The 21852-nt window shown below is 63.4% G+C and carries 20 protein-coding genes; 16 read left to right on the forward strand and 4 right to left on the reverse strand.

The window, feature by feature from the left end; translation table 11 throughout:
• Positions 1–67 precede the first annotated feature (67 nt).
• From ACILRJ_RS16780 to ACILRJ_RS16810, 7 genes are read left to right on the forward strand one after another with little or no spacing between them, the layout of a single operon-like run.
• Entirely contained in the window at positions 68–2485 is a 2418-nt protein-coding gene (locus tag ACILRJ_RS16780) for a type I restriction-modification system subunit M (RefSeq protein WP_395684354.1), read from the forward strand.
• Complete coding sequence (locus ACILRJ_RS16785; RefSeq protein ID WP_395684355.1) at positions 2476–3732, forward strand: restriction endonuclease subunit S; 1257 nt, start codon at positions 2476–2478, stop codon at positions 3730–3732. The genes ACILRJ_RS16780 and ACILRJ_RS16785 overlap by 10 nt, the downstream gene beginning before the upstream one ends.
• A gap of 28 nt (positions 3733–3760) precedes the next feature.
• On the forward strand, positions 3761–5713 hold the full coding sequence (locus ACILRJ_RS16790) for a DUF262 domain-containing protein (protein WP_395684356.1): 1953 nt from the start codon (positions 3761–3763) through the stop codon (positions 5711–5713).
• A complete protein-coding gene (locus ACILRJ_RS16795) occupies positions 5706–8807 on the forward strand; it encodes a type I restriction endonuclease subunit R (RefSeq protein ID WP_395684357.1) in 3102 nt (1033 codons plus the stop codon). Before ACILRJ_RS16790 ends, ACILRJ_RS16795 begins: the two co-directional genes overlap by 8 nt.
• The gene (locus ACILRJ_RS16800) at positions 8807–9499 is read left to right on the forward strand and encodes a M48 family metallopeptidase (RefSeq protein WP_395684358.1); all 693 of its coding nucleotides are present in this window, start codon (positions 8807–8809) and stop codon (positions 9497–9499) included. The genes ACILRJ_RS16795 and ACILRJ_RS16800 overlap by 1 nt, the downstream gene beginning before the upstream one ends.
• Positions 9500–9521: 22 nt before the next feature.
• Entirely contained in the window at positions 9522–10436 is a 915-nt protein-coding gene (locus tag ACILRJ_RS16805; protein ID WP_395684359.1) for an HNH endonuclease, read from the forward strand.
• Between the two features lie 4 nt (positions 10437–10440).
• On the forward strand, positions 10441–10680 hold the full coding sequence (locus tag ACILRJ_RS16810; protein WP_395684360.1) for a hypothetical protein: 240 nt from the start codon (positions 10441–10443) through the stop codon (positions 10678–10680).
• 8 nt (positions 10681–10688) lie between these two features.
• On the opposite strand, the gene ACILRJ_RS16815 is transcribed toward ACILRJ_RS16810, so the two are convergent.
• On the reverse strand, positions 10689–11084 hold the full coding sequence (locus ACILRJ_RS16815; RefSeq protein ID WP_395684361.1) for a hypothetical protein: 396 nt from the start codon (positions 11082–11084) through the stop codon (positions 10689–10691).
• Between the two features lie 78 nt (positions 11085–11162).
• On the opposite strand from ACILRJ_RS16815, the gene ACILRJ_RS16820 reads away from it, so the two are divergent.
• The 6 genes from ACILRJ_RS16820 to ACILRJ_RS16845 all read left to right on the forward strand — a co-directional run bounded on the left by ACILRJ_RS16820 (position 11163) and on the right by ACILRJ_RS16845 (position 14385).
• The gene (locus ACILRJ_RS16820; protein ID WP_395684362.1) at positions 11163–12425 is read left to right on the forward strand and encodes an RHS repeat-associated core domain-containing protein; all 1263 of its coding nucleotides are present in this window, start codon (positions 11163–11165) and stop codon (positions 12423–12425) included.
• Positions 12422–12859 (forward strand): hypothetical protein, encoded by a 438-nt coding sequence (locus ACILRJ_RS16825; RefSeq protein ID WP_395684363.1) that lies wholly within the window; start codon positions 12422–12424, stop codon positions 12857–12859. The genes ACILRJ_RS16820 and ACILRJ_RS16825 overlap by 4 nt, the downstream gene beginning before the upstream one ends.
• Complete coding sequence (locus ACILRJ_RS16830) at positions 12856–13071, forward strand: hypothetical protein (protein WP_395684364.1); 216 nt, start codon at positions 12856–12858, stop codon at positions 13069–13071. The genes ACILRJ_RS16825 and ACILRJ_RS16830 overlap by 4 nt, the downstream gene beginning before the upstream one ends.
• Before the next feature lie 166 nt (positions 13072–13237).
• Positions 13238–13516: a hypothetical protein gene (locus ACILRJ_RS16835; RefSeq protein WP_395684365.1), complete on the forward strand. Its 279-nt coding sequence runs from the start codon at positions 13238–13240 to the stop codon at positions 13514–13516.
• Between the two features lie 258 nt (positions 13517–13774).
• A complete protein-coding gene (locus ACILRJ_RS16840; protein WP_395684366.1) occupies positions 13775–14002 on the forward strand; it encodes an AbrB/MazE/SpoVT family DNA-binding domain-containing protein in 228 nt (75 codons plus the stop codon).
• A complete protein-coding gene (locus tag ACILRJ_RS16845; protein WP_395684367.1) occupies positions 13999–14385 on the forward strand; it encodes a type II toxin-antitoxin system death-on-curing family toxin in 387 nt (128 codons plus the stop codon). Before ACILRJ_RS16840 ends, ACILRJ_RS16845 begins: the two co-directional genes overlap by 4 nt.
• A 116-nt stretch (positions 14386–14501) precedes the next feature.
• On the opposite strand, the gene ACILRJ_RS16850 is transcribed toward ACILRJ_RS16845, so the two are convergent.
• The gene (locus ACILRJ_RS16850) at positions 14502–15083 is read right to left on the reverse strand and encodes a TetR/AcrR family transcriptional regulator (RefSeq protein WP_395684368.1); all 582 of its coding nucleotides are present in this window, start codon (positions 15081–15083) and stop codon (positions 14502–14504) included.
• Between the two features lie 188 nt (positions 15084–15271).
• Between ACILRJ_RS16850 and ACILRJ_RS16855 the strand changes: the two genes are divergently transcribed.
• Both ACILRJ_RS16855 and ACILRJ_RS16860 read left to right on the forward strand, forming a co-directional pair.
• Entirely contained in the window at positions 15272–17746 is a 2475-nt protein-coding gene (locus tag ACILRJ_RS16855; protein ID WP_395684369.1) for an acyl-CoA dehydrogenase, read from the forward strand.
• Positions 17747–17976: 230 nt separating this feature from the next.
• Positions 17977–18447: a hotdog fold domain-containing protein gene (locus ACILRJ_RS16860; RefSeq protein ID WP_395684370.1), complete on the forward strand. Its 471-nt coding sequence runs from the start codon at positions 17977–17979 to the stop codon at positions 18445–18447.
• A 58-nt stretch (positions 18448–18505) separates the two neighbouring features.
• Here ACILRJ_RS16860 and fghA read toward each other — a convergent pair whose 3' ends face one another.
• Positions 18506–19351 carry an S-formylglutathione hydrolase gene (gene fghA, locus ACILRJ_RS16865; RefSeq protein WP_395684371.1) on the reverse strand — a complete coding sequence of 282 codons (846 nt, stop codon included), beginning with the start codon at positions 19349–19351 and terminating at the stop codon, positions 18506–18508.
• A gap of 362 nt (positions 19352–19713) precedes the next feature.
• On the opposite strand from fghA, the gene ACILRJ_RS16870 reads away from it, so the two are divergent.
• Positions 19714–20202 carry an NUDIX hydrolase gene (locus tag ACILRJ_RS16870; protein WP_395684372.1) on the forward strand — a complete coding sequence of 163 codons (489 nt, stop codon included), beginning with the start codon at positions 19714–19716 and terminating at the stop codon, positions 20200–20202.
• On the opposite strand, the gene ACILRJ_RS16875 is transcribed toward ACILRJ_RS16870, so the two are convergent.
• Positions 20187–21452: an NTP/NDP exchange transporter gene (locus tag ACILRJ_RS16875; RefSeq protein ID WP_395684373.1), complete on the reverse strand. Its 1266-nt coding sequence runs from the start codon at positions 21450–21452 to the stop codon at positions 20187–20189. The genes ACILRJ_RS16870 and ACILRJ_RS16875 overlap by 16 nt on opposite strands.
• Positions 21453–21852 lie beyond the last annotated feature (400 nt).

Here is a 21852-nt window from a genome sequence, read left to right on the forward strand (position 1 = left end):
GGATCGCTTTGCGCGCCTCTGATAGCATGCCTCGCGAATTCCCTTGCGCCGATCACTGATCAATCCAATGCCCATCAAGAAGTCTGATCTGTACTCTTCACTCTGGGCGTCCTGCGATGAGTTGCGCGGGGGCATGGAGCCGTCCGAGTACAAGGACTACGTACTCTTCATGCTGTTCATCAAGTACATCAGCGACAAGTACGCTGGCGACGAGGACGCGCCGCTGGTCATCCCGCCCGGGGCCAGCTTCGAAGACATGAAGGCCCTGAAGGGCAAGCCGGACATCGGCGACAAGATCAACACCCAAGTCATTCAGCCGCTGATCGAGGCCAACAGCAGCAGCCTCTCGCACAGCGACTTCCCGGACTTCAACGATCCCAAGAAGCTCGGCGAAGGCAAGGAGCGCCAGGACAAGCTCACCAACCTGGTCGCGATCTTCGAGAACCCGGCGCTGGACTTCTCCGACAACCGCGCCGAGCACGACGACATCCTCGGCGACGCCTACGAATACCTGATGCGCCACTTCGCTCAGGATTCAGGCAAGAGCAAGGGCCAGTTCTACACCCCGGCGGAAGTCAGCCGCACCATCGCGCAATTGATCGGCATCGGTCCGCACAACACCAACCGTCAGACCACGGCCTACGACCCGACCTGCGGCTCCGGCTCGCTCCTGCTCAAGGTTGCCGCCGAAGCAGTCAACAAGATCACCCTCTACGGGCAGGAGATCTCGGCCACCACCGCGGGTCTGGCCCGCATGAACATGATCCTGCACGACTTTCCGGATGCGTCCGTGCAGTCGGGCAATACCCTGGCCGACCCCAAGTACAAGGACGGCGACAAGCTCAAGACTTTCGACTACGTGGTCGCCAATCCGCCGTTCTCGGACAAGGCCTGGAGCAGCGGCCTCACCCCGGACGCCGACCCCTACCAGCGCTTCGCCTGGGGCGTGCCGCCTGCCAAGCAGGGCGACTACGCCTACCTGCTGCACATCCTGCGCAGCCTCAAGGCCAGCGGCAAAGGCGCCTGCATCCTGCCGCACGGCGTGCTGTTCCGCGGCAATGCGGAAGCGGCCATCCGCAAGCACCTGGTGGACAGCGGCACCCTCGCCGGCATCGTCGGGCTGCCGGCCAACCTGTTCTACGGCACCGGCATCCCGGCCTGCATTCTGGTGCTGGACAAGGACAACGCCAGCGCGCGCCGCGGCATCTTCATGATCGACGCCAGCAAGGGCTTCCTGAAGGACGGCAACAAGAACCGCCTGCGCGAGCAGGACATCCACCGCATCGTCGATACCTTCCGCAAGGCGCAGGACGTGCCCGGTTACGCGCGCATGGTCGGCTTCGACGAGATCCGCAGTGCCAAGAACGACTACAACCTCAACCTGCCGCGCTACATCGACGCCAGCGCAGCCGAAGACCTGCAGGACATCGAAGGCCACCTGCTCGGGGGCATCCCGCAGCGCGACGTAGATGCGTTGAACACGTACTGGGACAAGATGCCGGCGTTGCGCGCGGCGCTCTTTGAAAGCGCAGGCCGCGAGGGCTACCTGCAACTGAAACTGCCGCAGGCCGACGTGAAACCGACCATCCTCGGCCACGCAGAGTTCCAGGCGTTCCACCACACCGTGGCCGAGCTGCATGCGCAGTGGGAAAAAGCCATCCGCCCGACGCTGGCTGGTTTCGGTGAGGGCGGCCATCCCAAGCAGTTCATCCACACCGTGTCCGAAAGCCTGCTGGCCGCCTACGCCAAGGCGCCGCTGCTGGATGCCTACGCCATCTACCAGCACCTGATGGACTACTGGGCGCAAGTGATGCAGGACGACGCCTACCTGCTGTCGGCGGACGGCTGGCAGGCCGTGCCCACGCGCATCGTCGAAACCAACAAGAAAGGCGTGCGCAAGGACAAGGGCTGGGCCTGCGACCTGGTGCCCAAGCCGCTGATCGTGGCGCGCTACTTCGCGGCCGAGCAAGAGGCGCTCGATGCCGCCAGCACCGCGCTCGACACCGCCAGCAGCGCGCTGGAAACATTGGAAGAAGAACACGGCGGTGAAGACGGCTACTTCGCCAGCCTCGACAAGCTCAATGCCGCCGAAGTGAAGCGCCGCATCAAGCAGATCGGCAAATCCAAGGACGACGCCGAGGAACTGGCCGCGCTCAAGCAATGGTCAGCGCTGTCGGAGTGGGAAGCCGAGCTGAAGAAGCAGCTCAAGGCGCTGGACGCGGAGCTGGATGCCAAGGCCTTCGCTAGGTACGCAAAGCTCTCGGTGGCGGAAATCCAGACATTGGTGGTGGACGACAAATGGCTGGCGGCGCTCTCCGCCGCCGTGCACGGCGAGGTGGAGCGCGTGTCGCAGGCGCTGACGCGGCGGGTGAAGGAACTGGCCGAACGCTACGAAACGCCGCTGCCGCAACTGGCGGCGAATGTGACGGAATGGGAAGCCAAGGTGGCCGGGCATCTGGCGAAGATGGGGTTTGCGTGGAACTGAGGGCGTGGTACAGACAAACCGAAATAGGCGCTTTCCCCAAGGAGTGGGATCTAAAGCCGCTCAGCAATTTGCTTGATAAAGCTCGGCTGGGCGGAAACTATCCGAACCAGGATGCCGAGACCGATTTCCCATTGATGAAAATGGGGAACATCGCACGGGGCGTCTTTGATGTTTCTGCCATCGAGTACATTGCCCCACGCTCGGCCCCTGAGGCACAACACCGCTTGGCTAGTGGTGACGTGCTCTTCAATACGCGAAACACGCTCGACCTCGTCGGCAAGGTGGCGATCTGGCGTGACGAGCTCCCCGTGGCCTATTACAACTCCAACCTTCTCCGGCTTGAGTTCAAGCCTTCCGAGATTGTTTCAAGTGTCTACGCCAACTACTGGCTAAATTCTGCTGCTGCAGTTTCAAGATTGAGGGCGCTCGCAACCGGCACCACCAGTGTCGCCGCGATCTACACACGCGACTTGCTAGGTTTTTTGGTTGCTGTTCCCCCGCATTCCGAACAATCCGCCATCGCCACCGCGCTCGGCGACGTGGATGCGCTGCTGGCCGCGCAGGACGCGCTGATCGCCAAGAAGCGCGCCATCAAGCAAGGCGCGATGCACGAACTTCTTACCGGCAAGCGCCGCTTACTGGGGTTTAGCGGTGAGTGGGAGGTAAAGCCGCTGGGCGAAATCGGTGTCTTTCTGAAGGGTAGCGGTGTCCGCAAAGATGAAGCGAAGAGCGGGGAACTGCCCTGCGTCCGATACGGTGAGATCTATACGCAGCACGATTCCTACATCAAAGAATTCAGCTCATCGATTTCCAAAGAGGTTGCCGCGAGTGCAACGAGACTCGTGCAGGGCGACTTGCTTTTTGCAGGGTCCGGCGAAACCAAAGAGGAAATCGGCAAATGCATAGCGTTTAAAGATAACCTAGAGGCATACGCTGGTGGCGACATCGTGATCCTTCGACCAAGAGGTACGCATCCGATTTTCATGGGCTATGCGTGCAATCAGCCTGCGATCCAAAAGCAGAAGGCCGGCAAAGGGCAAGGTGATGCGGTTGTGCATATTGGGGCATCTGCATTGGCCGGTATTGAAATCCTCATGCCGAGCATTGAAGAACAATCCGCGATCGCCGCCGTCCTCACTGACATGGACACCGAAATCACCGCGCTCGAAACCCAGCGCATCAAAACCGCCCAGCTCAAGCAAGGCATGATGCAAGAATTGTTGACCGGCCGAATCCGGCTGGTCTAGACCAAGGACGCCAGGGGGAGTCCGCCACATGAAGATTTCAACCATCCTCGACCACATCGACAGCGGCCACATGGCTCTGCCGGAATTCCAGCGCGGTTACGTCTGGAACGGCGATCAGGTCCGTGGACTGTTCGACTCCATGTACAAGCGCCACCCGGTGGGCGGTCTGCTGGTCTGGGCCACCGAATCCATGGGCGCTACGCACCGCGGCGATGGCACGCTGGCGCCCGGCATCGTCAAGCTGCTGCTCGATGGCCAGCAGCGCATGACCTCGCTGTACGGCGTAATCCGCGGCAAGCCGCCGAAGTTCTTCGACGGCAAGGCGAAAGCCTTTACTGGCCTGCGGTTCAACCTGGACACGCAGACGTTCGAGTTCTACCAGCCGGCCAAGATGAAGGGCAACCCGCTGTGGGTGGATGTGTCCGCGCTGATGAAGGGCGGCACCGACGGCATGGGTGCTTACATCGGCCAACTGTCCACGCCGGAACTGGCGCCGAAACTCGGCGACTACGTGGCCCGCCTGAGTCGCGTGCTCGGCATCGCCGACATCGATCTGCATATCGAGGAAGTGACCGGTGCGGACAAGTCGCTGGACGTGGTGGTGGACATCTTCAACCGCGTCAACAGTGGCGGCACCAAGTTGTCCAAGGGCGACCTGGCGCTGGCCAAGATCTGCGCCGACTGGCCGACCGGCCGCGACGAGATGAAGAAGAAGCTGAAGGAATGGCACGACCACGGCTACGACTTCAGCCTGGACTGGCTGCTGCGCTCGGTAAACACCGTGCTGACCGGCGAAGCCAAGTTCCTGTACCTGCATGAGCAAGGCCCGCAAGACGTGCAGGATGCTCTCAAGCGCGCCTGCAAGCAGATCGATGTGGGCCTGAACATGATTGCCGATCGGCTTGGCCTGGACCACGACCGGGTGCTGTTCTCCCGTGGTGGCTTTCCGGTCATGGCCCGCTACCTCGACCAGCGCCAGCAGAAGAAGCTGGGGCCGCCGAACGAGAAGGACCGCGACAAGCTGCTGTTCTGGTACTTCCAGTCCGGCATGTGGGGCCGTTTCTCGGGTTCGGTCGAATCTTTTATCGACCAAGATCTGGGTGTCATCGAGGACGGCGATCTGGACCGACTGCTGGAGCAGTTGCGCCTATGGCACGGCGGCTTGCGTGCGGAAGCCGCGCACTTTACCGGCTGGAGCCTGGGCGCGCGTTTCTATCCCGTGCTGTACATGCTGACCCGGGTCGGCGAAGCGCGCGACTGGGGTTCGGGCATCGGCCTCAGGGCCAACATGCACGGCAAGATGAGCAAGCTGGAAGTGCACCATATCTTCCCCAAGGCACAGTTGTACAAGCGCAAGTTCAAGAAATCCGAAGTCAATGCGCTGGCCAACTACTGCTTCCTGACCAAGGACACCAACCTCGACATCAGTGACACGCTGCCCGAGATCTATTTTCCGAAGATCGAGCAGGCGCACCCTGGCGCACTGGCCTCGCAGTGGATCCCGATGGATCCCGCGTTGTGGAAGATCGAGAACTACCGCGAGTTCATGGAGGCGCGCAAAGTCCTGTTGGCGGCCGAATTGAACAAGCGGCTGGAAGGCTTGCTGCATGGCGACACGAAGTGGCTGTCCGGCGCTGCCGCGCCGATCATGGGGACAGTCGTCGGCAGCGGCGTAGAAAGCGACGCAGAAGAAGCCGAGCTGGAGGCGCTCAATGCTTGGGTGGCGGATCAAGGGCTCCCGCGTGGCACGATCGACTACGACTACGCAGACCCTGCGACCGGCGAGCAGATCGCGGTATTCGATCTTGCGTGGCCAACGGGATTGCAGGAGGAGTTGAGCCAGCCCGCGGTGGTGTTGCTCAACGAGGAAGCTGCCGTGATCACGCTGGCCAGCCAGGCCGGATATCGCTGCTTCACGGATACGGCCTCGTTCCGCAAGTACGTCGAAGCCGAAGTCTTGTCGGAGGCCATCGATGCCTGACCGCCCCCGCGCCGAGCGCACCACCCAGAACCGCATAGTCACGCTGTTCACAGACAAATCGTGCGCGGACTGTCTGGGTTATGAGTATCTCGGCGACTGGGGCAAGGAAGATAACAACCGCAACATCGAACCCGAGCTGCTGTCCGCCAATCTGAAGCGGCGCGGCTACAACGACGTGCAGATCTCCGCCGCCATGCGCCAGCTGCAGGCGGCCGCCGAGATCAGCGGCAACACCCTCTACGACGCCAACCTCAAGACCTACGGCCTGCTGCGCTACGGCGCCGACGTGCAGACCGCGCTCGGCGAGCCGATCCGCAAGATCCACTATATCGACTGGGCCAATGCCGGTAACAACGATTTCGCCCTGGCCGAGGAAGTCACCCTGCGCGGCGGGCTGGAACGCCGACCGGACCTCGTGCTGTACCTCAACGGCATCGCCATCGCCGTCATCGAGCTCAAGCGCAGCAGCGTGGGCATGGCCGAAGGCATCCGCCAGCTCATCAGCAACCAGGAGAAGCCGTTCAACGAAGGCTTCTTCAGCACGGTGCAGTTGTTGCTGGCGGGCAATGATTCTCAAGGCGTCTATTACGCCACGGTCGGCAGCCCGGAAGAGTTTTACGTCCAGTGGAAAGACGAGGCAGGGCTCGCCAGTGGCGAAGCCGGAGTGTTGCTGGATCGGCCACTGGCGCAGCTGTTCAACAAGGCGCAACTGCTGGACTTCCTCTACCACTTCGTGATCTTCGACGGCGGCACCAAGAAGGTGCCACGCCAGCATCAGCACGCCGGCATCAAGGCCGCGCAAGAGCGTACCCGCAAGCGAGAAGGCGGGGTGATCTGGCACACCCAAGGCAGCGGCAAGAGCATCCTGATGGTGCTGCTGGCCAAGTGGTTGCTGGAGGACGACGCCGAGGCGCGCATCCTGGTCATCACCGACCGCGACGAGCTCGATGACCAGATCACCAAGGTATTGAAGAACGCCGGGCTGGATTCGACGCGGGTGACCTCACGCGCCGATCTGGTGGCCAAACTGGGTGCGCCCAGGCCACGCCTGTTGTGCGCGCTGATCCACAAGTTCGACACCACCGACCTCACCGGCGTGCCGCCGCCGGCGCATGGCCGCTTCTACGTGTTCGTGGACGAAGCCCACCGCACCCAGGGCGGTGACATGAACAAGCAGATGAAGCGCTGGCTGGGCGATGCCATCTTCATCGGCTTCACCGGCACCCCACTGCTGCGCAAGGACAAGCAGACCACCCACGACGTGTTCGGCACCTACATCCACACCTACAAGTTTCCGGAGGCCGTGGCGGACAAGGTGGTGCTGGATCTGAAGTACGAGGCGCGTGAGGTGCCGCAGAAGCTCGGCAACAGGAAAAAGATCGAGGAGTACTTCGCCGAGAAGACCAAGCGCCTGAACAACTTCCAGAAGGCCGCCCTGCGCAAGCGTTGGGCCACGATGGAGGAGCTGCTCAGTTCCAAGGAACGCAAGGACCGGATCATCAACAGCATCCTGGAGGACTTCGACACGCGTCGTCGTCTGTCCGATGGACGCGGTACCGCGATCCTGGTGGCCGACGAGATCTACGACGCCTGCCACTACTTCCGGCTGTTCCAGAACACGGACTTCGGCAAGCACGTCGGCATCATCACCTCGTTCGAACCCGACAAGAGCCAGTACTCGAAAGAGCCGGCGGGCAGCGACTACCGCTACAAGTACGAGACCTACAGGAACTGGGTGCTCAAGGACTTCGACAGCACCGACAAGTACGAAACCGAGATGAAGCGGCGCTTCAAGGGCGAGCCAGCCAACTGCAAGCTGCTGATCGTGGTCAGCAAGTTGTTGACCGGCTTCGATGCGCCGAGCTGCACCTACATCTATCTGGACCGCAACCTGCGCGACCACGACCTGTTCCAGGCCATCTGCCGTACCAACCGGCTGGACGGCGACGACAAGGACTACGGCTACATCGTCGACTTCAAGGAGCTGTTCGGCAAGGTGCAGGAAGCCATTTCCGTCTACAGCTCCGACCAGCTGGTGGTGGATGCGAGGGATGGCCAGGACGGCAATGTCACCCTGAAAAACTGGATTGCCGAGGGCGCGAAGAAGCTGGAAGAGAGTCGCGAAGCGCTGCTGCACCTGTGCGAGCCGGTGCTGGCACCACGGCAACTGGAGCAATACATCGCCTATTTCTGTGGCGAGCCACAAGACGCCGAAGCACTGGAAAAGTCTGAACCGCTGCGCATTTCCTTCTACAAGCTGGTGACGGCTTTCGTCCGGGCGTGGGCGGATATCGGCAGCGAGCTGGCGAACGCCGGCTACGACGACGCCACGATCGAGCGGCTTGAGAAGGAGGTCGCGTTCTACGCCGATCTGCGCGCGGCCATCAAGAATTTCTCCGGCGAAGAGTTCGACATCAAGCCCTTCGAGGGCGACATGCGCGATTTGCTCAATCGCTACGTCAAGGCCGATGATGCCCGCGAACTGGGCGACATGGGCGATCTGTCGCTGGTAGACCTGATCGTCAAGACCGGCATCCACGACGCCATCGCCCAGAAGCTCAATGCCAAAGGCACCAGCAGGAAAGCCGTAGCTGAGGGCATCATCAACAATGTCCGCAAGGCCATCATCCAGGAACGCCTGACCGATCCGCGCTTCTTCAAGGAAATGTCCAGCCTGCTGGACGAGTTGATCAGACAGTCGCGCGCCGATTCTGCGAGCTACGAGGAGTTCCTGACGCAAGCTGAGGACCTGGCAAAGAGGCTGGCGGCCCATGCGTCGGGCGGTGAACAGGTGCCCGAAGCGTTGCAGGGAAGGCCCGCGGCGGTCGTGATCTATCGCAACCTGATGGACATCCTGGCGAAGTCCGCTGATGTCGAACGTGTCGAGGAAGAACGGGTCTGGCACGCCAGTGAGCTGATAGACAAGGCCGTGAAGATCGACACCGCTATGCGCACAGGCGTCCCTGCGGATTGGAAAGGCAACGAAATCAAAGAGCGGGCCGTGCGCAGCACCTTGCTCAAGCTGGTCAGTAACGACCGCGAGGCGATGCTCAGATTGTTCGAGCTGGTCAAGAACCAGTCTGGCTATCGCTAATGGACACGTTGCGATTGGGAGAAGTCGAAATCGCGGTGACACGCAAGGACGTCAAGCACGTGCACTTGTCCGTACATCCGCCGGAAGGGCGGGTCACGTTGGTGGCCCCGGCCCGAACGCGCCTGGATGTGTTGCGCGCCTATGCCATTACCCGGCTGTCATGGATCCGCAAACAGCAGGCGGCCTTCAATGCGCAGGCGCGCGAATCGCCACGGCGTCACGTCACAAGGGAAAGCCACTACATCTGGGGTCGCCGTTACCTTCTCGACGTCCAATATGTGGATGCCAGGCCTCGCGTGCGCCAAGATCACAAGTGCATCACGCTCCTGGTTCGCCCCGGGAGTGATGAAGCCAAGCGGGCGCGTGTGATGCATGCGTGGCACAAGGCGCAGCTGCACGCGGTGTTGCCGGAGCTAATTCAACGCTGGGAAAAGTCTCTTGACGTTCGCGTGCATGCATATTATTTGCAGCGAATGAAGACGAGATGGGGGAGCTGCAGTCATACCCGGGGAACCATCCGACTGAACACCGAACTCGCAAAAAAGCCAATCCACCTGCTTGAGTATGTGGTGGTGCATGAGATGGCGCACTTACTGGCGCCCACACACGACGAGCGCTTCGTGGCATTGCTGGATGCGCACTTCCCGCTTTGGCGGGAGGCGCGATCGGAGCTCAACGCATTGCCCTTGTGACGTTAGCGACGGAGCGAGATCAATGAATGCACATGAAGATGAGGAATTCACGGCGCACCTTGGCAACGCGGTGAAAGAGGCCGAGCGGCTGAAGTACTACCCAAACTACTTCAAGCGGGATTTGGCGGCAGATGGGGGCTTCCGTACCGTCAAGCGCATTCTCGCAAGTGGAAAGCCGTCCGAAGGATTTCGCAAGCTGTGGGAGCTTGGGCGTCTCGACTTGTCGTGTGAGGCAATCATCGTCGAGACGAGGTGGAGGAAGTATTTTGACGAAGATCTGCTGGAGCGAGCGGAGCGGCTGCTTTCGCAAATGAAATATCCTTTCAGGCGTTTTGACGCCTCCACCATGGATCTTGCTCCCGGTTCGAATGAGGAAGTCGGAGTTGTAGAGCCGCGGAATTCTCAATCCGACAGCGGAGGCATAGATGGCGACTCGATGGATTCGTCTGGGAGCAGCATCTCGCCGACGACGGCTCCGCTCGACCGATGGAGTGGTTCGTCCGCGGAGCTACGACGAGACATTGCCGAGATCGAAGCGCGAGACATTCCAGAGACAACTCGGCTCACCCTTATCAATGCTCGCCTTGGCCAAGGCCAATTCCGGCAGGATCTCATTCGGCGGTGGGACGGCGCATGCGCCGTCACAGGGTGTTCGGTTACCGCAGTATTGAGAGCTTCCCACTGCAAGCCGTGGAGGCTATCGAACGATCGGGAGCGCCTCGATTCGAACAATGGACTGCTGCTGGCTGCCAACCTCGACGCACTGTTTGACGCCGGGCTGGTTGCTTTCGATGATGAAGGCGGAATGATCGTGGCGAGCGCGCTTTCTACCGCGGAACGCAAAGGGCTGGCCGTCCCTGCACGCTTGCGCTGCAGCCCCAATCGACAACTCGCGGCGTTCCTTGAATTCCACCGTGAGCATGTGTTCGTGGAGTAGCCCAATGGCGAAGAAGAAGGTGGCACGCAAGCATGAAGTCCGCGCCGAACTCTCCAACGTCGAACTCGTGAAGGCGAAGTCTTCGTTGCGCCTGGAGATCTTCGCTAGCAAGGAGAAGCTCGGTGAGCTCGAAGTCGGACGCGGCGCGATCTACTGGTTCGGTGCCAACCGCCAGAAGAGCAAGCGTATCGACTGGACGCGATTCGCAGAGATGATGGACGAATTGGCCTACGGAAAGCGCTGAGCTGTCCCTCAGCGCGGCACCAGCGTCTCGATGAAGTCGCGGATATAAGCCTCGAACTCCTCATGACTCATCCGCGGCTGCCCGATGCGTGACAGCTGCACGAACCCCACGTACGCGGAGTAGGCGAGGCGCGCGCGGTTGGCGGCGTGGGTCGGGTCGAAGCCGGCGGTGCCGTACATCGGTGCCATCCACGCAGCGATGGACAGGGAATACGCGCCGATGGAAGCCATGTTCGAGGCAGTCATCGAGCGGACTATGCGCGCTTCGACGTGATCGCATTCCTGGCGAGGGCAGCCTTCGTTTCGGCGCGAGTTTTCGGGCGCTTGGACGAAGTGGGCGGGCGCGGGAATGGCTGATGCGCGATCGATGCAAGAAGCCGATCCGGGCGAGGGGCAGGCGATCACCTTCCTTGTGGGCTCCGTGGCCACTGCATATATTGTATTGTCCACTTATACCCATGCACTCCGGGGAGGGAATGTGCCATGCACAGCGTACGACGTGTTCGCGCCCGTCAATCGATAGTGCTGGCGATCGCGGCAATGCTCGCGCTTGCGAGCGCTTTCGATAGCGCGCAAACGCTGGCTTCCCACGCGGTACTCCCATCAGACGATGGGCAACCGATCGGTTTCACGGGCTACGTCAAAGATCCCGAATCGGGTCTCTACTACGCCGGCGCGCGCTACTACGATCCGACGATCGGTCGATTCACGACAGAGGACCCCGAAAACGGGAGTCCGATGAATCCGCCAAGCTTGCATCGGTATCTCTATGCGTACGCCAATCCTGCGACGTACACGGATTCGACAGGGCGGCAAGTCGATGTCGACGATCCCGAACAGGTCGCGAGGAGCCAAGGCTGGAATGAGGAGCAAACTGCCCGAGCAGTAGCGGCTCACGTGGCCGCAGAACGATTCAGAGCTGGTGCGGCCTACGGCGCCGGGAAGCAGATCGTTCGCAATGCCTACGGCGTTGCAAAGTGGGGCACGCGCCTGCTGGGGAAAACGTTCTTTGACGTCGGGGACACGAAGGACATTGTCGATCCCATCATCAGCGGGGTCGTCGACGTTGCCGACGCGATACGAAGCGGTCCGAACGCATTCGTCGAGTACCAAGCGCACAAGTCAGTCGAGTCCGACGAGCTCGTACGCCAAGGGCGGATGACCGAGGCGGGAGCGCTATACGGCCCTGAAGTGGCGGCGGCGTTGGGGGGCGTCGCCACGGCGGCGACTCGAGCTTGGACGTCTGGGGGTTCGTCACTGGAGGGAGTTGTTGTTGAGCGCGCCGATGGTCAAGCAGCGCTCTCGTCGCCGCGAGCGGGGCCGGGCGCCAGCCCTAATGGCCAATTTGATCTGGCGACTGCGCGCGAAGCCTCGTCTTCAATCGTCCAGTCGAGAATCGACGAGCTGAGAGCTGCAATTCCCGAGAACAGCAGAGGACGTATCACAATGGCTCTTGCCGTTGCCGAAGATGCTTCCGGCCATCGCAGTGTCCTTATTGCAACCAGCGAACCTCGAGGATATCTGCGGCCCGGAGTCAAGCTGAAACCCGAGGAGCAGCTCGTAGTTGGTACTGGTCATGCGGAGGCGGATATCCTGTCGCATGCGACGGATAATGATCTCAAGATCATTTCCATTGGTGCCACGCGTCCTGTGTGTGTTACCTGCCAAATGGCGATACATCCGACCTCCGCCGAGATTGCCACTCCGCTGAAAACGTCGAGGCCCGACTCAGGAGTTCCCCCTTGACGAGATTGAAGACTCTTGCGCCCGGGCTGGCCGAAAAGCTGGCAAGCGCTTCCGCGGAGGAAGTGCGCACCATCGTGCTTGAAGCCTGCCGATCTGCCGTGCGCGAATCCGGTCTGCATGATGACGAAGTCAGTGGCGCGCTTGATTTGCTGCGGCGGCACAAGGGCCCTGCACAGGGGCTGGCGGAACGAATCGCTGCGCTTGTCGAGAGGTGGGACGAACGGTACCTCGCGTTGCAAGAAGAGTCGGACCGAGGGACGGCATCGCCTGGCGAATACCTTGTCGTGTTTTCGCAGGCGCGAGCCGCGTCTGCGGTAGCGTTCGCAATCAGTGATGATTCATTGGAAAGTAGTATGGAAGCGCTCTATGAGGCTGCAATGGCCACGGAATCGCCAGAGCGGACGGCCCTGGGATGGGAAGACCTTCTCAAGTGACAGTTGATGCCCACGACTTCACCGCCTATGTGGTCGTCGGAGCGCCCAACCACTTCCCCGTGGAAGACTATTTGCGGGCAGACGAACAGATGACCCTTGACCGCGCGTTCGCCGAGCTTCGAGAAGGCATGCGGATGGTGCCTCCGCGACCGCATGAGCCGAATTTCCACAAGATGCTTTCAGCCGATCTGGATGTGGCGCGCGGATCCTAGCGAGCGGGCGACATCAAAGCCGGGGCCCACCAATTGCAGGAACTTCGGCGGTAGATCGTTTTTAGGTGAATCTCTGGTCTATGCCCTGTCGCATCGAACAGGCGGGTGGCCGATGTCAATGTGCGTTCGGAATCTATCGCGCCTCTACGATTTCATCGGTTACGTCGTGCTGCGTAGCCCAGAAGGGTTCCCGGAAGAGGACTTTCTGCCGCCGGATGAACAGATGACGCTCGATCGGGCGTTCGAGATATTGAGGGCGAGTCTGATCCTTCTACCTGTGCCAGCGGCATTCCCGGCATTCCACAGCGTCCTGGCCACGGTGCTTGATGAATCGCTTGTCGCGTACCGCGCGGGCGATCGAAAGACAGGCGCGCACCGGCTGCAGGATTTCCAGGATCTGATATTCGAGCGGCCAGATGCGGATGAGTCCATTGGCGGGAAGTGATTCCAGACGGGCGTGATCCCGATCGGTCCGAAGCATCGCGGCTTCCGCCGCTCCCACAAAAATCCGTTCGCTACGGGAATTGCCCGCAAGGTGCATCGGCGGATACGCGGAGTACGCAAGCCGCGCGCGGTTCGACGCGTGGGTCGCGTCGAAGCCGGCGGTGCGGAAGGCTTCGCTGAGACTCGGCGGACGAGTTCGCGCAGGCGTTCGCGCGGGTGGGCTCCTTGACGTTATAACGCGCGTGGCTACAATAGGCTCATGGTCCTCGAACTGAAAATCCGCAAGGTGGGCAATTCCGTTGGCGTCGTGCTGCCGAAGGAAGTGCTCACGCATCTCAAGGTGTCCGAAGGCGATACGGTCACGCTGACCGAGACGCAGGATGGCGTGCGCCTGAGCGCCGCGGATCCGGAATTCGCCAAGACGATGGCGGTGTTCGAGTCGCTCAACCGCCGCTATCGCAACGCGTTGCGCGAACTGGCGAAATGAAGGAGCCGTATTGGCTCACGACGGCGGAATGCCTTGCGCTGCACGACATGATGCTCTCGCAATACGGGGGCATCGCCGGCCTGCGCGATGAAAACCTGCTGGAGTCCGCGCTCGCCAAGCCGCGTCAGCTTTTTGCCTACCGCAAGCCTGGCCTGGCGGAGATGGCCGCGGCTTATGCCATCGGCATCGTGAAGAACCATCCATTCCTCGACGGCAACAAGCGCACCGGATTCATGCTCGGGGCGGGCTTCCTCGAACGCAACGGATTGGAGTTCCATGCGACGGAAGCTGATGCCGTGCTCCGCACGCTGGCACTCGCTGCCGGCAAGATGAGCGAATCGGCTTACGCGAAATGGCTTGAGGCGAACTCGAAGCGCGCGTGATGTGGACGATCTGCGCCGATTTGCGTCTGCTCGCGCGCGAACGAGGGCGAATCGCGCGGCGGGACTCGCCGCTCTGCGGCTCGACCCGCCCTACGTGGTCGACGCGGTACGCACGTTCAGCGCGGTACCAACGTCTCGATGAAGTCGCGAATGTAAGCCTCGAACTCCTCATGGCTCATCCGCGGCTGCCCGATGCGCGACAGCTGCACGAATCCCACATACGCCGAGTAGGCGAGGCGCGCGCGGTTGGCGGCGTGGGTCGGGTCGAAGCCGGCGGTGCGGAAGGCTTCGCTCAAGAATGCGATGCGGCGCGCGGAGACGCGTTCGACGACGGGGCCGATCAGTGGCTGGTCGAGGGCGCGGAACAGTGCGGCGAGCACGGCGTGCGAGGGGCGCTTGTGGCTGACCTGGCGGACGAGTTCGCGCAGGCGTTCGCGCGGGTCGGCGATCGCTTCGGTCGGGGCGAGCACGTCGCGTTCGTCTTCCTTCTCCCAGCGGTCGAGCGCGGCCTGGATCAGCGCTTCGCGGGTGGGGAAGTGCCAGTAGAAGCTGCCCTTGGTGACTCCGAGGCGGCGGGCGAGCGGTTCGACCGCGACCGCGGCGAGACCGCTTTCGGCGAGCGTTTCCAGCGCGGCCTGTTCCCAGTCCGCTGCGGAAAGGCGTGCCTTGGGTTCGAACTTGGCCGGCTCTGCGCTCATTCAGCCAGTGTGCCTGACTGCTCCGGCAGTTGGAAGCAAGGCGCGGTGCCCGTGCTCGGGATTCCCCATGATATCAGCGGGATAAACCTTCCATACGCATGCGTATTGACTTGCCGGGAAATGGCGCCACATACTGAACGTATCGGGGCCGCTGCTCATGGCCCTTCGCTTGGCTGAGGACTCGTGACGTGATGGCATTCCTTCCTTTCCTCGCGGCGCTGCTGGTTTCGCTCGGCGCCGCCTATGCGCGGGTGCGCCTGCTGCCCTGGTCGATCGCGACCGCCGTCGCGATAGTCGCGGTCGGCATCGTGGCGGGTTCTTCGACGTGGGCGATCGCGATTCCGCTCGTGCTGCTCGCGCTGGTCGCGGTGCCGCTCAACCTGCCCGACTTCCGCCGCCGCAAGCTCAGCGCGCCGTTGCTCGCGATGTTCCAGAAGGTGACGCCGCAGTTGTCGCCGACCGAACAGATTGCGCTCGATGCGGGCACGGTCGGGTTCGAGGGCGAACTCTTCAGCGGCAAGCCGGACTGGAAGAAGCTGCTCGCGCAGCCCAAGCCCGAACTCTCGGTCGAGGAGCAGGCGTTCCTCGACGGCCCGTGCGAAGAACTCTGCGCGATGGTCAACGACTGGCAGATCACGCACGAGCTCGCCGACCTGCCGCCGGAGATCTGGGAGTTCCTCAAGAAGAACAAGTTCTTCGGCATGATCATCCCGAAGGAATACGGCGGCCTCGACTTCTCCGCGCTCACGCAGTCCGCGGTGCTGCAGAAGCTCATGGGCATTTCGGGTTCGCTGTCGTCGACCGTCGGCGTGCCGAACTCGCTCGGCCCGGGCGAACTGCTGATGCACTACGGCACGCAGGAGCAGCGCGACTACTACCTGCCGCGCCTCGCCGACGGCCGCGAGATTCCGTGCTTCGCGCTGACCGGCCCGTACGCGGGTTCGGACGCGACCTCGATTCCCGACTACGGCATCGTCTGCAAGGGCGAATGGAACGGCGCGAACGTGCTCGGCGTGCGCCTCACGTTCGACAAGCGCTACATCACGCTCGCACCGGTCGCGACGCTGTTCGGCCTCGCGTTCCGCATGCACGATCCGGAGCACCTGCTCGGCGACGTCGAGGACATCGGCATCACGCTCGCGCTGCTGCCGCACGACACCAAGGGCCTCGAATACGGCCGTCGCCACTTCCCGCTCAACGCGGCGTTCCAGAACGGACCGGTGCGCGGCAAGGACGTGTTCGTGCCGCTGTCGCAGCTGATCGGTGGCGAGGCGATGGCGGGGCAGGGCTGGCGCATGCTGGTCGAGTGCCTGTCGATCGGCCGCGGCATCACGTTGCCGTCGAACGCGGCGGGCGCGGTCAAGGCCGGCGTCGTCGCGAGCGGCGCGTATGCGCGCATCCGCAAGCAGTTCGGCATCGCGATCGGTCGCTTCGAAGGCGTCGAGGAAGCGCTCGCGCGCATCGGCGGCTACAGCTACGCGATCAGCGCGCTGTCGAAGGCGAGCGCGGCCGCGGTCGACCGCGGCGAGAAGCCGTCGGTGCCGTCGGCGATCGCGAAATACCACGCAACCGAACTCGGTCGCGAGGTCGCCAAGGACATCATGGACGTGCACGGCGGCAAGGGCGTGCAGCTCGGCCCGAACAACTACGCCGGCCGCGGCTGGCAGACCGCGCCGATCGCGATCACGGTCGAGGGCGCGAACATCATGACGCGCAGCCTGATGATCTTCGGCCAGGGCGCGATCCGCTGCCATCCGTACGTGCTGCGCGAGATGGAATCGCTCAAGCTGACAGATTACCGCGAGAAGCTGAAGGCGTTCGACGCGGCGCTGTTCGGCCACGTCGGCTTCGCGATCTCCAACGCGGTGCGCAGCTTCGTGCTCGGCCTCGTGTTCGGCAAGATCGGCAACGTGCCGGGTGATGCGTACACCAAGCGCTACTACCGCAAGCTCAACCGTTACGCGGCCGCGCTCGCGCTGGTCGCGGACACGTCCATGCTCGTGCTCGGTGGCAAGCTCAAGTTCAAGGAGAAGCTGTCCGCGCGCCTCGGCGACGTGCTGTCGAACCTGTACATCGCCAGCGCGATGCTCAAGCGCTACGAGGACCAGGGCCGTCCGGTGCTCGACCAGCCGCTGCTGGCGTGGGCGTTCCACGATTGCGTGTACCGCATGCAGAACGCACTCGACGGCGTGCTGCGCAACTTCCCGGTGCGTCCGGTCGCGTGGGTGCTGCGCGCGCTCGTGTTCCCGTTCGGCCGTCGCGAAGTGCCGCCGTCCGATCGCCTCGGCCACCGCATCGCGGCGATCCTGTGCACGCCGGGCGAAGCGCGCGACCGCCTCGCCGAGTGGGTATATCTCACGCCGAATCCGAACAACAGCATCGGTCGCATGAACGCGCTGCTGCCCGACGTGATCGCGGCCGAGCCGGTCGAGCGCAAGTTCCTCAAGGCGGCGAAAGCCGGGGAACTCGCAGGCTACGACTACGACGCGCAACTCGCCGACGCGGAAGCGAAGGGCGTGCTCAGCACGGCGGAGCGCGCCTTGCTCGCGCGCGTGCGCGCGGCGGCGTTCGAGTTCATCTCGGTCGACGACTTCGATCCGGCCGAACTCGCGGCAGGCAAGCGCGCGAAGCCGTCGTCGTCGTCGCTGCGCTCGGTGGCGTGAGGCGACACGTAGGGTGGTACGCGCGAATGCGCGTGCCGCGCTTTTCAGCCCTCCCCTTGAAGGGGAGGGCTAAGAGACACCATCCCACGCGAGTTCCGTTTGACGGGGAGGGCTAATAGCAACGTCCGCATCCGACCCTCCGCTTGAAGGGGCTACAGAACACCATCCCCACCCAACCCTCCCCTTGAAGCGGAGGCCAAAAACGATGCGCATTCAATGAAGAGAACCCGATGAGCTCGCAAGCCCTGCGTCTGTTCCAGCGCTACGGCACTTCGGTGCCGGGCCGCTGGCTCGTCTCGCGCGCGATCTGTTTCCGCGCGCCGTACTTCGCCTCGATCCGCCCGATGATCGACGTGCTGGAACCCGGCCGTTGCGTCGTGCGCATCCGCGACCGTCGCCGCGTGCACAACCACATCGGTACCGTGCACGCGATCGCGCTGTGCAACATGGCCGAACTCGCGGCCGGGCTCGCCACCGACGCGACGATTCCGGATGCGCTGCGCTGGATCCCGAAAGGGATGACGGTGCGCTACCTGAAGAAGGCAACGGGTGCGATGACCGCGACCGCGCGCGTGCCCGCGATCGCTGAGACAGGCGCGGGCAGCGAGGTGCACACGCTGGTCGAAGTGCGCAACGCGGCCGGCGAGGTCGTGTTCGATGCCGACATCACGATGTGGATCTCGCCCCGCAAAGCGGGATGACGCGCGGCGCTGCTTCCGTGGGAGCGGCGGAAGCCGCGATGCGCTTCGGCGCGCTGCCTCACGCCAACGCGCCCGCATGATGGCGCAGATGGTCCTCGATGAAGCTCTGGATGAACCAGTAGCTGTGGTCGTAGCCGGCGCGTAGGCGCAGCTCGAGCGCCTGGCCGTTCGCGCGGCAGGCGCGTTCGAGGTATTCGGGGCGCAGTTGCGTGGCGAGGAACTTGTCGGTATCACCCTGGTCGACGAGCAGGGTGCCGGCGAAGTGGACGCCGTCCTCGATCAGCGCGGTCGCATCGTACGCGCGCCACGCATCGCGGTCGTCACCGAGGTAGCGCGGGAACGCCTTCTGTCCCCACGGCGCCTGGATCGGCGCGACGATCGGCGCGAATGCGGAGACCGAGCGGTAGCGGCCGGGATTCTTCAACGCGATCGTCAGCGCACCATGCCCGCCCATCGAGTGGCCGAAGATCGACGCGCGCGTCGTGTCGAGCGCGGGGAATTGCGTTGCGAGCAATGCGGGCAGCTCGTCGACGACGTACCCGTACATGCGAAAGCGCGGCGCGAATGCGGGCGTGGTTGCATCGAGATAGAAGCCGGCGCCTTCGCCGAATTCCCAGTCGCCGGTGGCGCCATCGATGCCGGTGTCGCGCGGGCTGGTGTCCGGCGTGACGAGGGCGATGCCGAGTTCGGCGGCGACGCGCTGCGCGCCGGCCTTTATCGCAAACGTCTCCTCGCTGCAGGTGAGTCCGGCGAGGTAGTACAGCACCGGTGCCTTCGCGCCGGGCGCGAGCGGCGGCGTGAACACGCCGAATTTCATCGCGCCGCCGGTCGCGCTCGACGTGTGGCGATAAAAACCCTGGGTGCCGCCGAAGCAGCGCTGTTCGGAAATGATCTCGATGCTCATGTTCGGGTCGTATCGGAAAAGATCGTCACTGTACGCTACCGCGGGTTCCCGCTTGCTGGGGGCGAACCGATTCGTGGTGCGGCCTGCGCTCAGGGCGAACGGATTTGCTGCGCCGGATGCCACCAACCGTTCGCGCCGGATTGCCACCAACCGTTCGCGCAGAGCGCAGCGGCCGCAGGCCGCGGAGTCGAAGCGCCGTCGCAGGGCAGATGACCCTTCGACTCCGGCCTGCGGCCTGCGCTCAGGGCGAACGGAGTGTGTTGCGGCCTGCGCTCCTGGCGAACGGTGTTGGTGAGGACTCGGCGACGCGCCGCAGGGCTGCGGCTATGATCGCTGTTCTTCTTCTTGTTCCCGCGAACCGCATGCCCTACACCCCGATCGCCGCCACCCTCGGTTACGTGCTCTCGCCCGATCGCACGCGCGTGCTGATGATCCATCGCAACGCGCGGCCGGGCGATCATCATCTCGGCAAGTACAACGGGCTCGGCGGCAAGCTCGATCCGCACGAGGACGTGCTCGCGGGCATGCGCCGCGAGATCCACGAGGAGGCCGGGATCGACTGCACTGCGATCGAATTGCGCGGCACGATCAACTGGCCCGGCTTCGGCAAGCACGGCGAGGACTGGCTCGGTTTCATCTTCCTCGTCACCGCGTTCGAGGGCACGCCGCTCGAATCCAATCCGGAAGGCGCGCTCGAATGGGTCGAGCTCGCGCGTCTCGACGAGCTGCCGATGTGGGAAGGCGATCGCCACTTCCTGCCGCTGGTGTTCGACGCCGATCCGCGCCCATTCCACGGCGTGATGCCGTACAAGGACGGGCGCCTCGTGTCGTGGAGCTATTCGCGCGCCTGAGGTTTCGCTTCCGGTTCGAGCGAGCGCCCGGCGATCCAGCCGATGCGACCCGAACTCGCCGCGGCGATCATCGCCAGCGTCGCCAGCACCGGCACGCTCGCGCCGATCGCGCGCAATGCGTTGATGCTGGTGGTCACGGCGAGGTCGCCGAAGCGCCACACCGAGGTGTCGATGAAGTTCTTGGTCTTGTAGCGCGTCTCCGCCTCGACCTGCGTGTAGAGGCTGTCCGCCGCGGGCTTGAACACGCCGTAGGCGCTCGCGCGCGTAACGACCGCGACGACCGCGATCCACGGTCCGCCGACGACGGCCAGCGCGCCCAGCATCACCGCCTTGACGATGCCGTCGAGCGCGAGTGCCGGCGCCGGACCGAAGCGCACCATCAGCGCACGCGTGACCGAGACCTGCAACAGCGCCTGCAGCACGTTTGCGTACAGGTCGATGCTTGCGGCGAAGTCGGTGCGCGCCTCGCGTGTCGGGTACGTGGCGCCGCTGTAGTCGGCCAGCAGGGCGTAGATGACCGTGCCGACCGCGTCGCCGAGCAGCATCAGCAGCGCGAAGCGGCGCATCAGCGGCGACCTGAAGGTTTCGATCGCGCCGGCGAGGAAGCCGCCGCCGATCACGCGTTCGTTGCGGCGCACGTCGCCGGCGACCGGATGCTGCATCGACCAGTGCGACAGCGCGTAGATGCAGGCGATCGAGATGCCGAGCAGCACCGCGGACACGACCAGCAGGCCGGCCACGCCCACCACGAATACCAGCGCCTTGGTCAGCGCCGGTCCCGCGATCGCGCCGGCCGCACCGCCGAGCGCGATGACCGGGAACAGCCGGCGCGCCTGTTCGGCGTCGAACAGGTCGGCCATGAAACTCCAGAACACCGACACCACGAACAGGTTGAACACGCTGCCGTAGACGAAGAAGGCGGAGCCGAGCAGGCGCGCGTCGATCGAGGTCTGCGCCTGGAACAGCGGGATGAACGCGATCATGCCGGCGATGAAGAACAGGTACACGATCGGCACGAAGCGTCGACGCGAATAGCGCGCGACCAGCGCACCGAACAGCGGCGCGAGCAGCAGGGTCGCGACGAGGGTCGCTGCATAGAAGATCGGCAGCTGGGTCGAGCCGACCGCGGCCGACAACTGGTCGCGCACCGGGCGGATCACGTAGTACGCGGCGAGCACGCAGAAGAAATACGCGAACGCGACGACGACCGCGAACCACTCGTGGCGCTGGATGGCGGGGCGACTCGACACGCGCGGTCCTCGTGGGGCGGCGCAAGCCTAGCACGCACGCGTTGCTCGCCCGATGGCGCGGCGACACACATACGACGCGAGCTCATCCGTTCGCGCGGGATTGCCGCCAACCGGTCGCGCTGGATTCCACCAACCGTTCGTGCCTGATCCCACCAACCCTTCGCGCCGGATTGCCAACAACCGTTCGCGCAGAGCGCAGCGGCCGCAGGCCGCGGAGTCGAAGCGCCGTGGCAGGGTCCACCACCCTTCGACTCCGGCCTGCGGCCTGCGCTCAGGGCGAACGGAGTGTGGTGCGGCCTGCGCTCAGGGCGAACGGAGTGTGGTGCGGCCTGTGCTCAGAGCCTGCCCGCACGTGATCGGTGGCGAACGGAGTGTTGTGCGGCCTGCGTTCGGAGCAAAT

This window comes from Dokdonella sp. (assembly GCF_044227025.1).
Taxonomy (GTDB): domain Bacteria; phylum Pseudomonadota; class Gammaproteobacteria; order Xanthomonadales; family Rhodanobacteraceae; genus Dokdonella_A.

Bases quoted from the DNA above. Each gene is read 5' to 3' on its own strand.
- ACILRJ_RS16780 (WP_395684354.1), top strand. From the start codon at position 68: ATGCCCATCAAGAAGTCTGATCTGTACTCTTCACTCTGGGCGTCCTGC.
- ACILRJ_RS16790 (WP_395684356.1), top strand. From the start codon at position 3,761: ATGAAGATTTCAACCATCCTCGACCACATCGACAGCGGCCACATGGCT.
- ACILRJ_RS16795 (WP_395684357.1), top strand. From the start codon at position 5,706: ATGCCTGACCGCCCCCGCGCCGAGCGCACCACCCAGAACCGCATAGTC.
- ACILRJ_RS16800 (WP_395684358.1), top strand. From the start codon at position 8,807: ATGGACACGTTGCGATTGGGAGAAGTCGAAATCGCGGTGACACGCAAG.
- ACILRJ_RS16805 (WP_395684359.1), top strand. From the start codon at position 9,522: ATGAATGCACATGAAGATGAGGAATTCACGGCGCACCTTGGCAACGCG.
- ACILRJ_RS16810 (WP_395684360.1), top strand. From the start codon at position 10,441: ATGGCGAAGAAGAAGGTGGCACGCAAGCATGAAGTCCGCGCCGAACTC.
- ACILRJ_RS16820 (WP_395684362.1), top strand. From the start codon at position 11,163: ATGCACAGCGTACGACGTGTTCGCGCCCGTCAATCGATAGTGCTGGCG.
- ACILRJ_RS16840 (WP_395684366.1), top strand. From the start codon at position 13,775: ATGGTCCTCGAACTGAAAATCCGCAAGGTGGGCAATTCCGTTGGCGTC.
- ACILRJ_RS16845 (WP_395684367.1), top strand. From the start codon at position 13,999: ATGAAGGAGCCGTATTGGCTCACGACGGCGGAATGCCTTGCGCTGCAC.
- ACILRJ_RS16850 (WP_395684368.1), bottom strand. From the start codon at position 15,083: ATGAGCGCAGAGCCGGCCAAGTTCGAACCCAAGGCACGCCTTTCCGCA.
- ACILRJ_RS16860 (WP_395684370.1), top strand. From the start codon at position 17,977: ATGAGCTCGCAAGCCCTGCGTCTGTTCCAGCGCTACGGCACTTCGGTG.
- fghA (WP_395684371.1), bottom strand. From the start codon at position 19,351: ATGAGCATCGAGATCATTTCCGAACAGCGCTGCTTCGGCGGCACCCAG.
- ACILRJ_RS16870 (WP_395684372.1), top strand. From the start codon at position 19,714: ATGCCCTACACCCCGATCGCCGCCACCCTCGGTTACGTGCTCTCGCCC.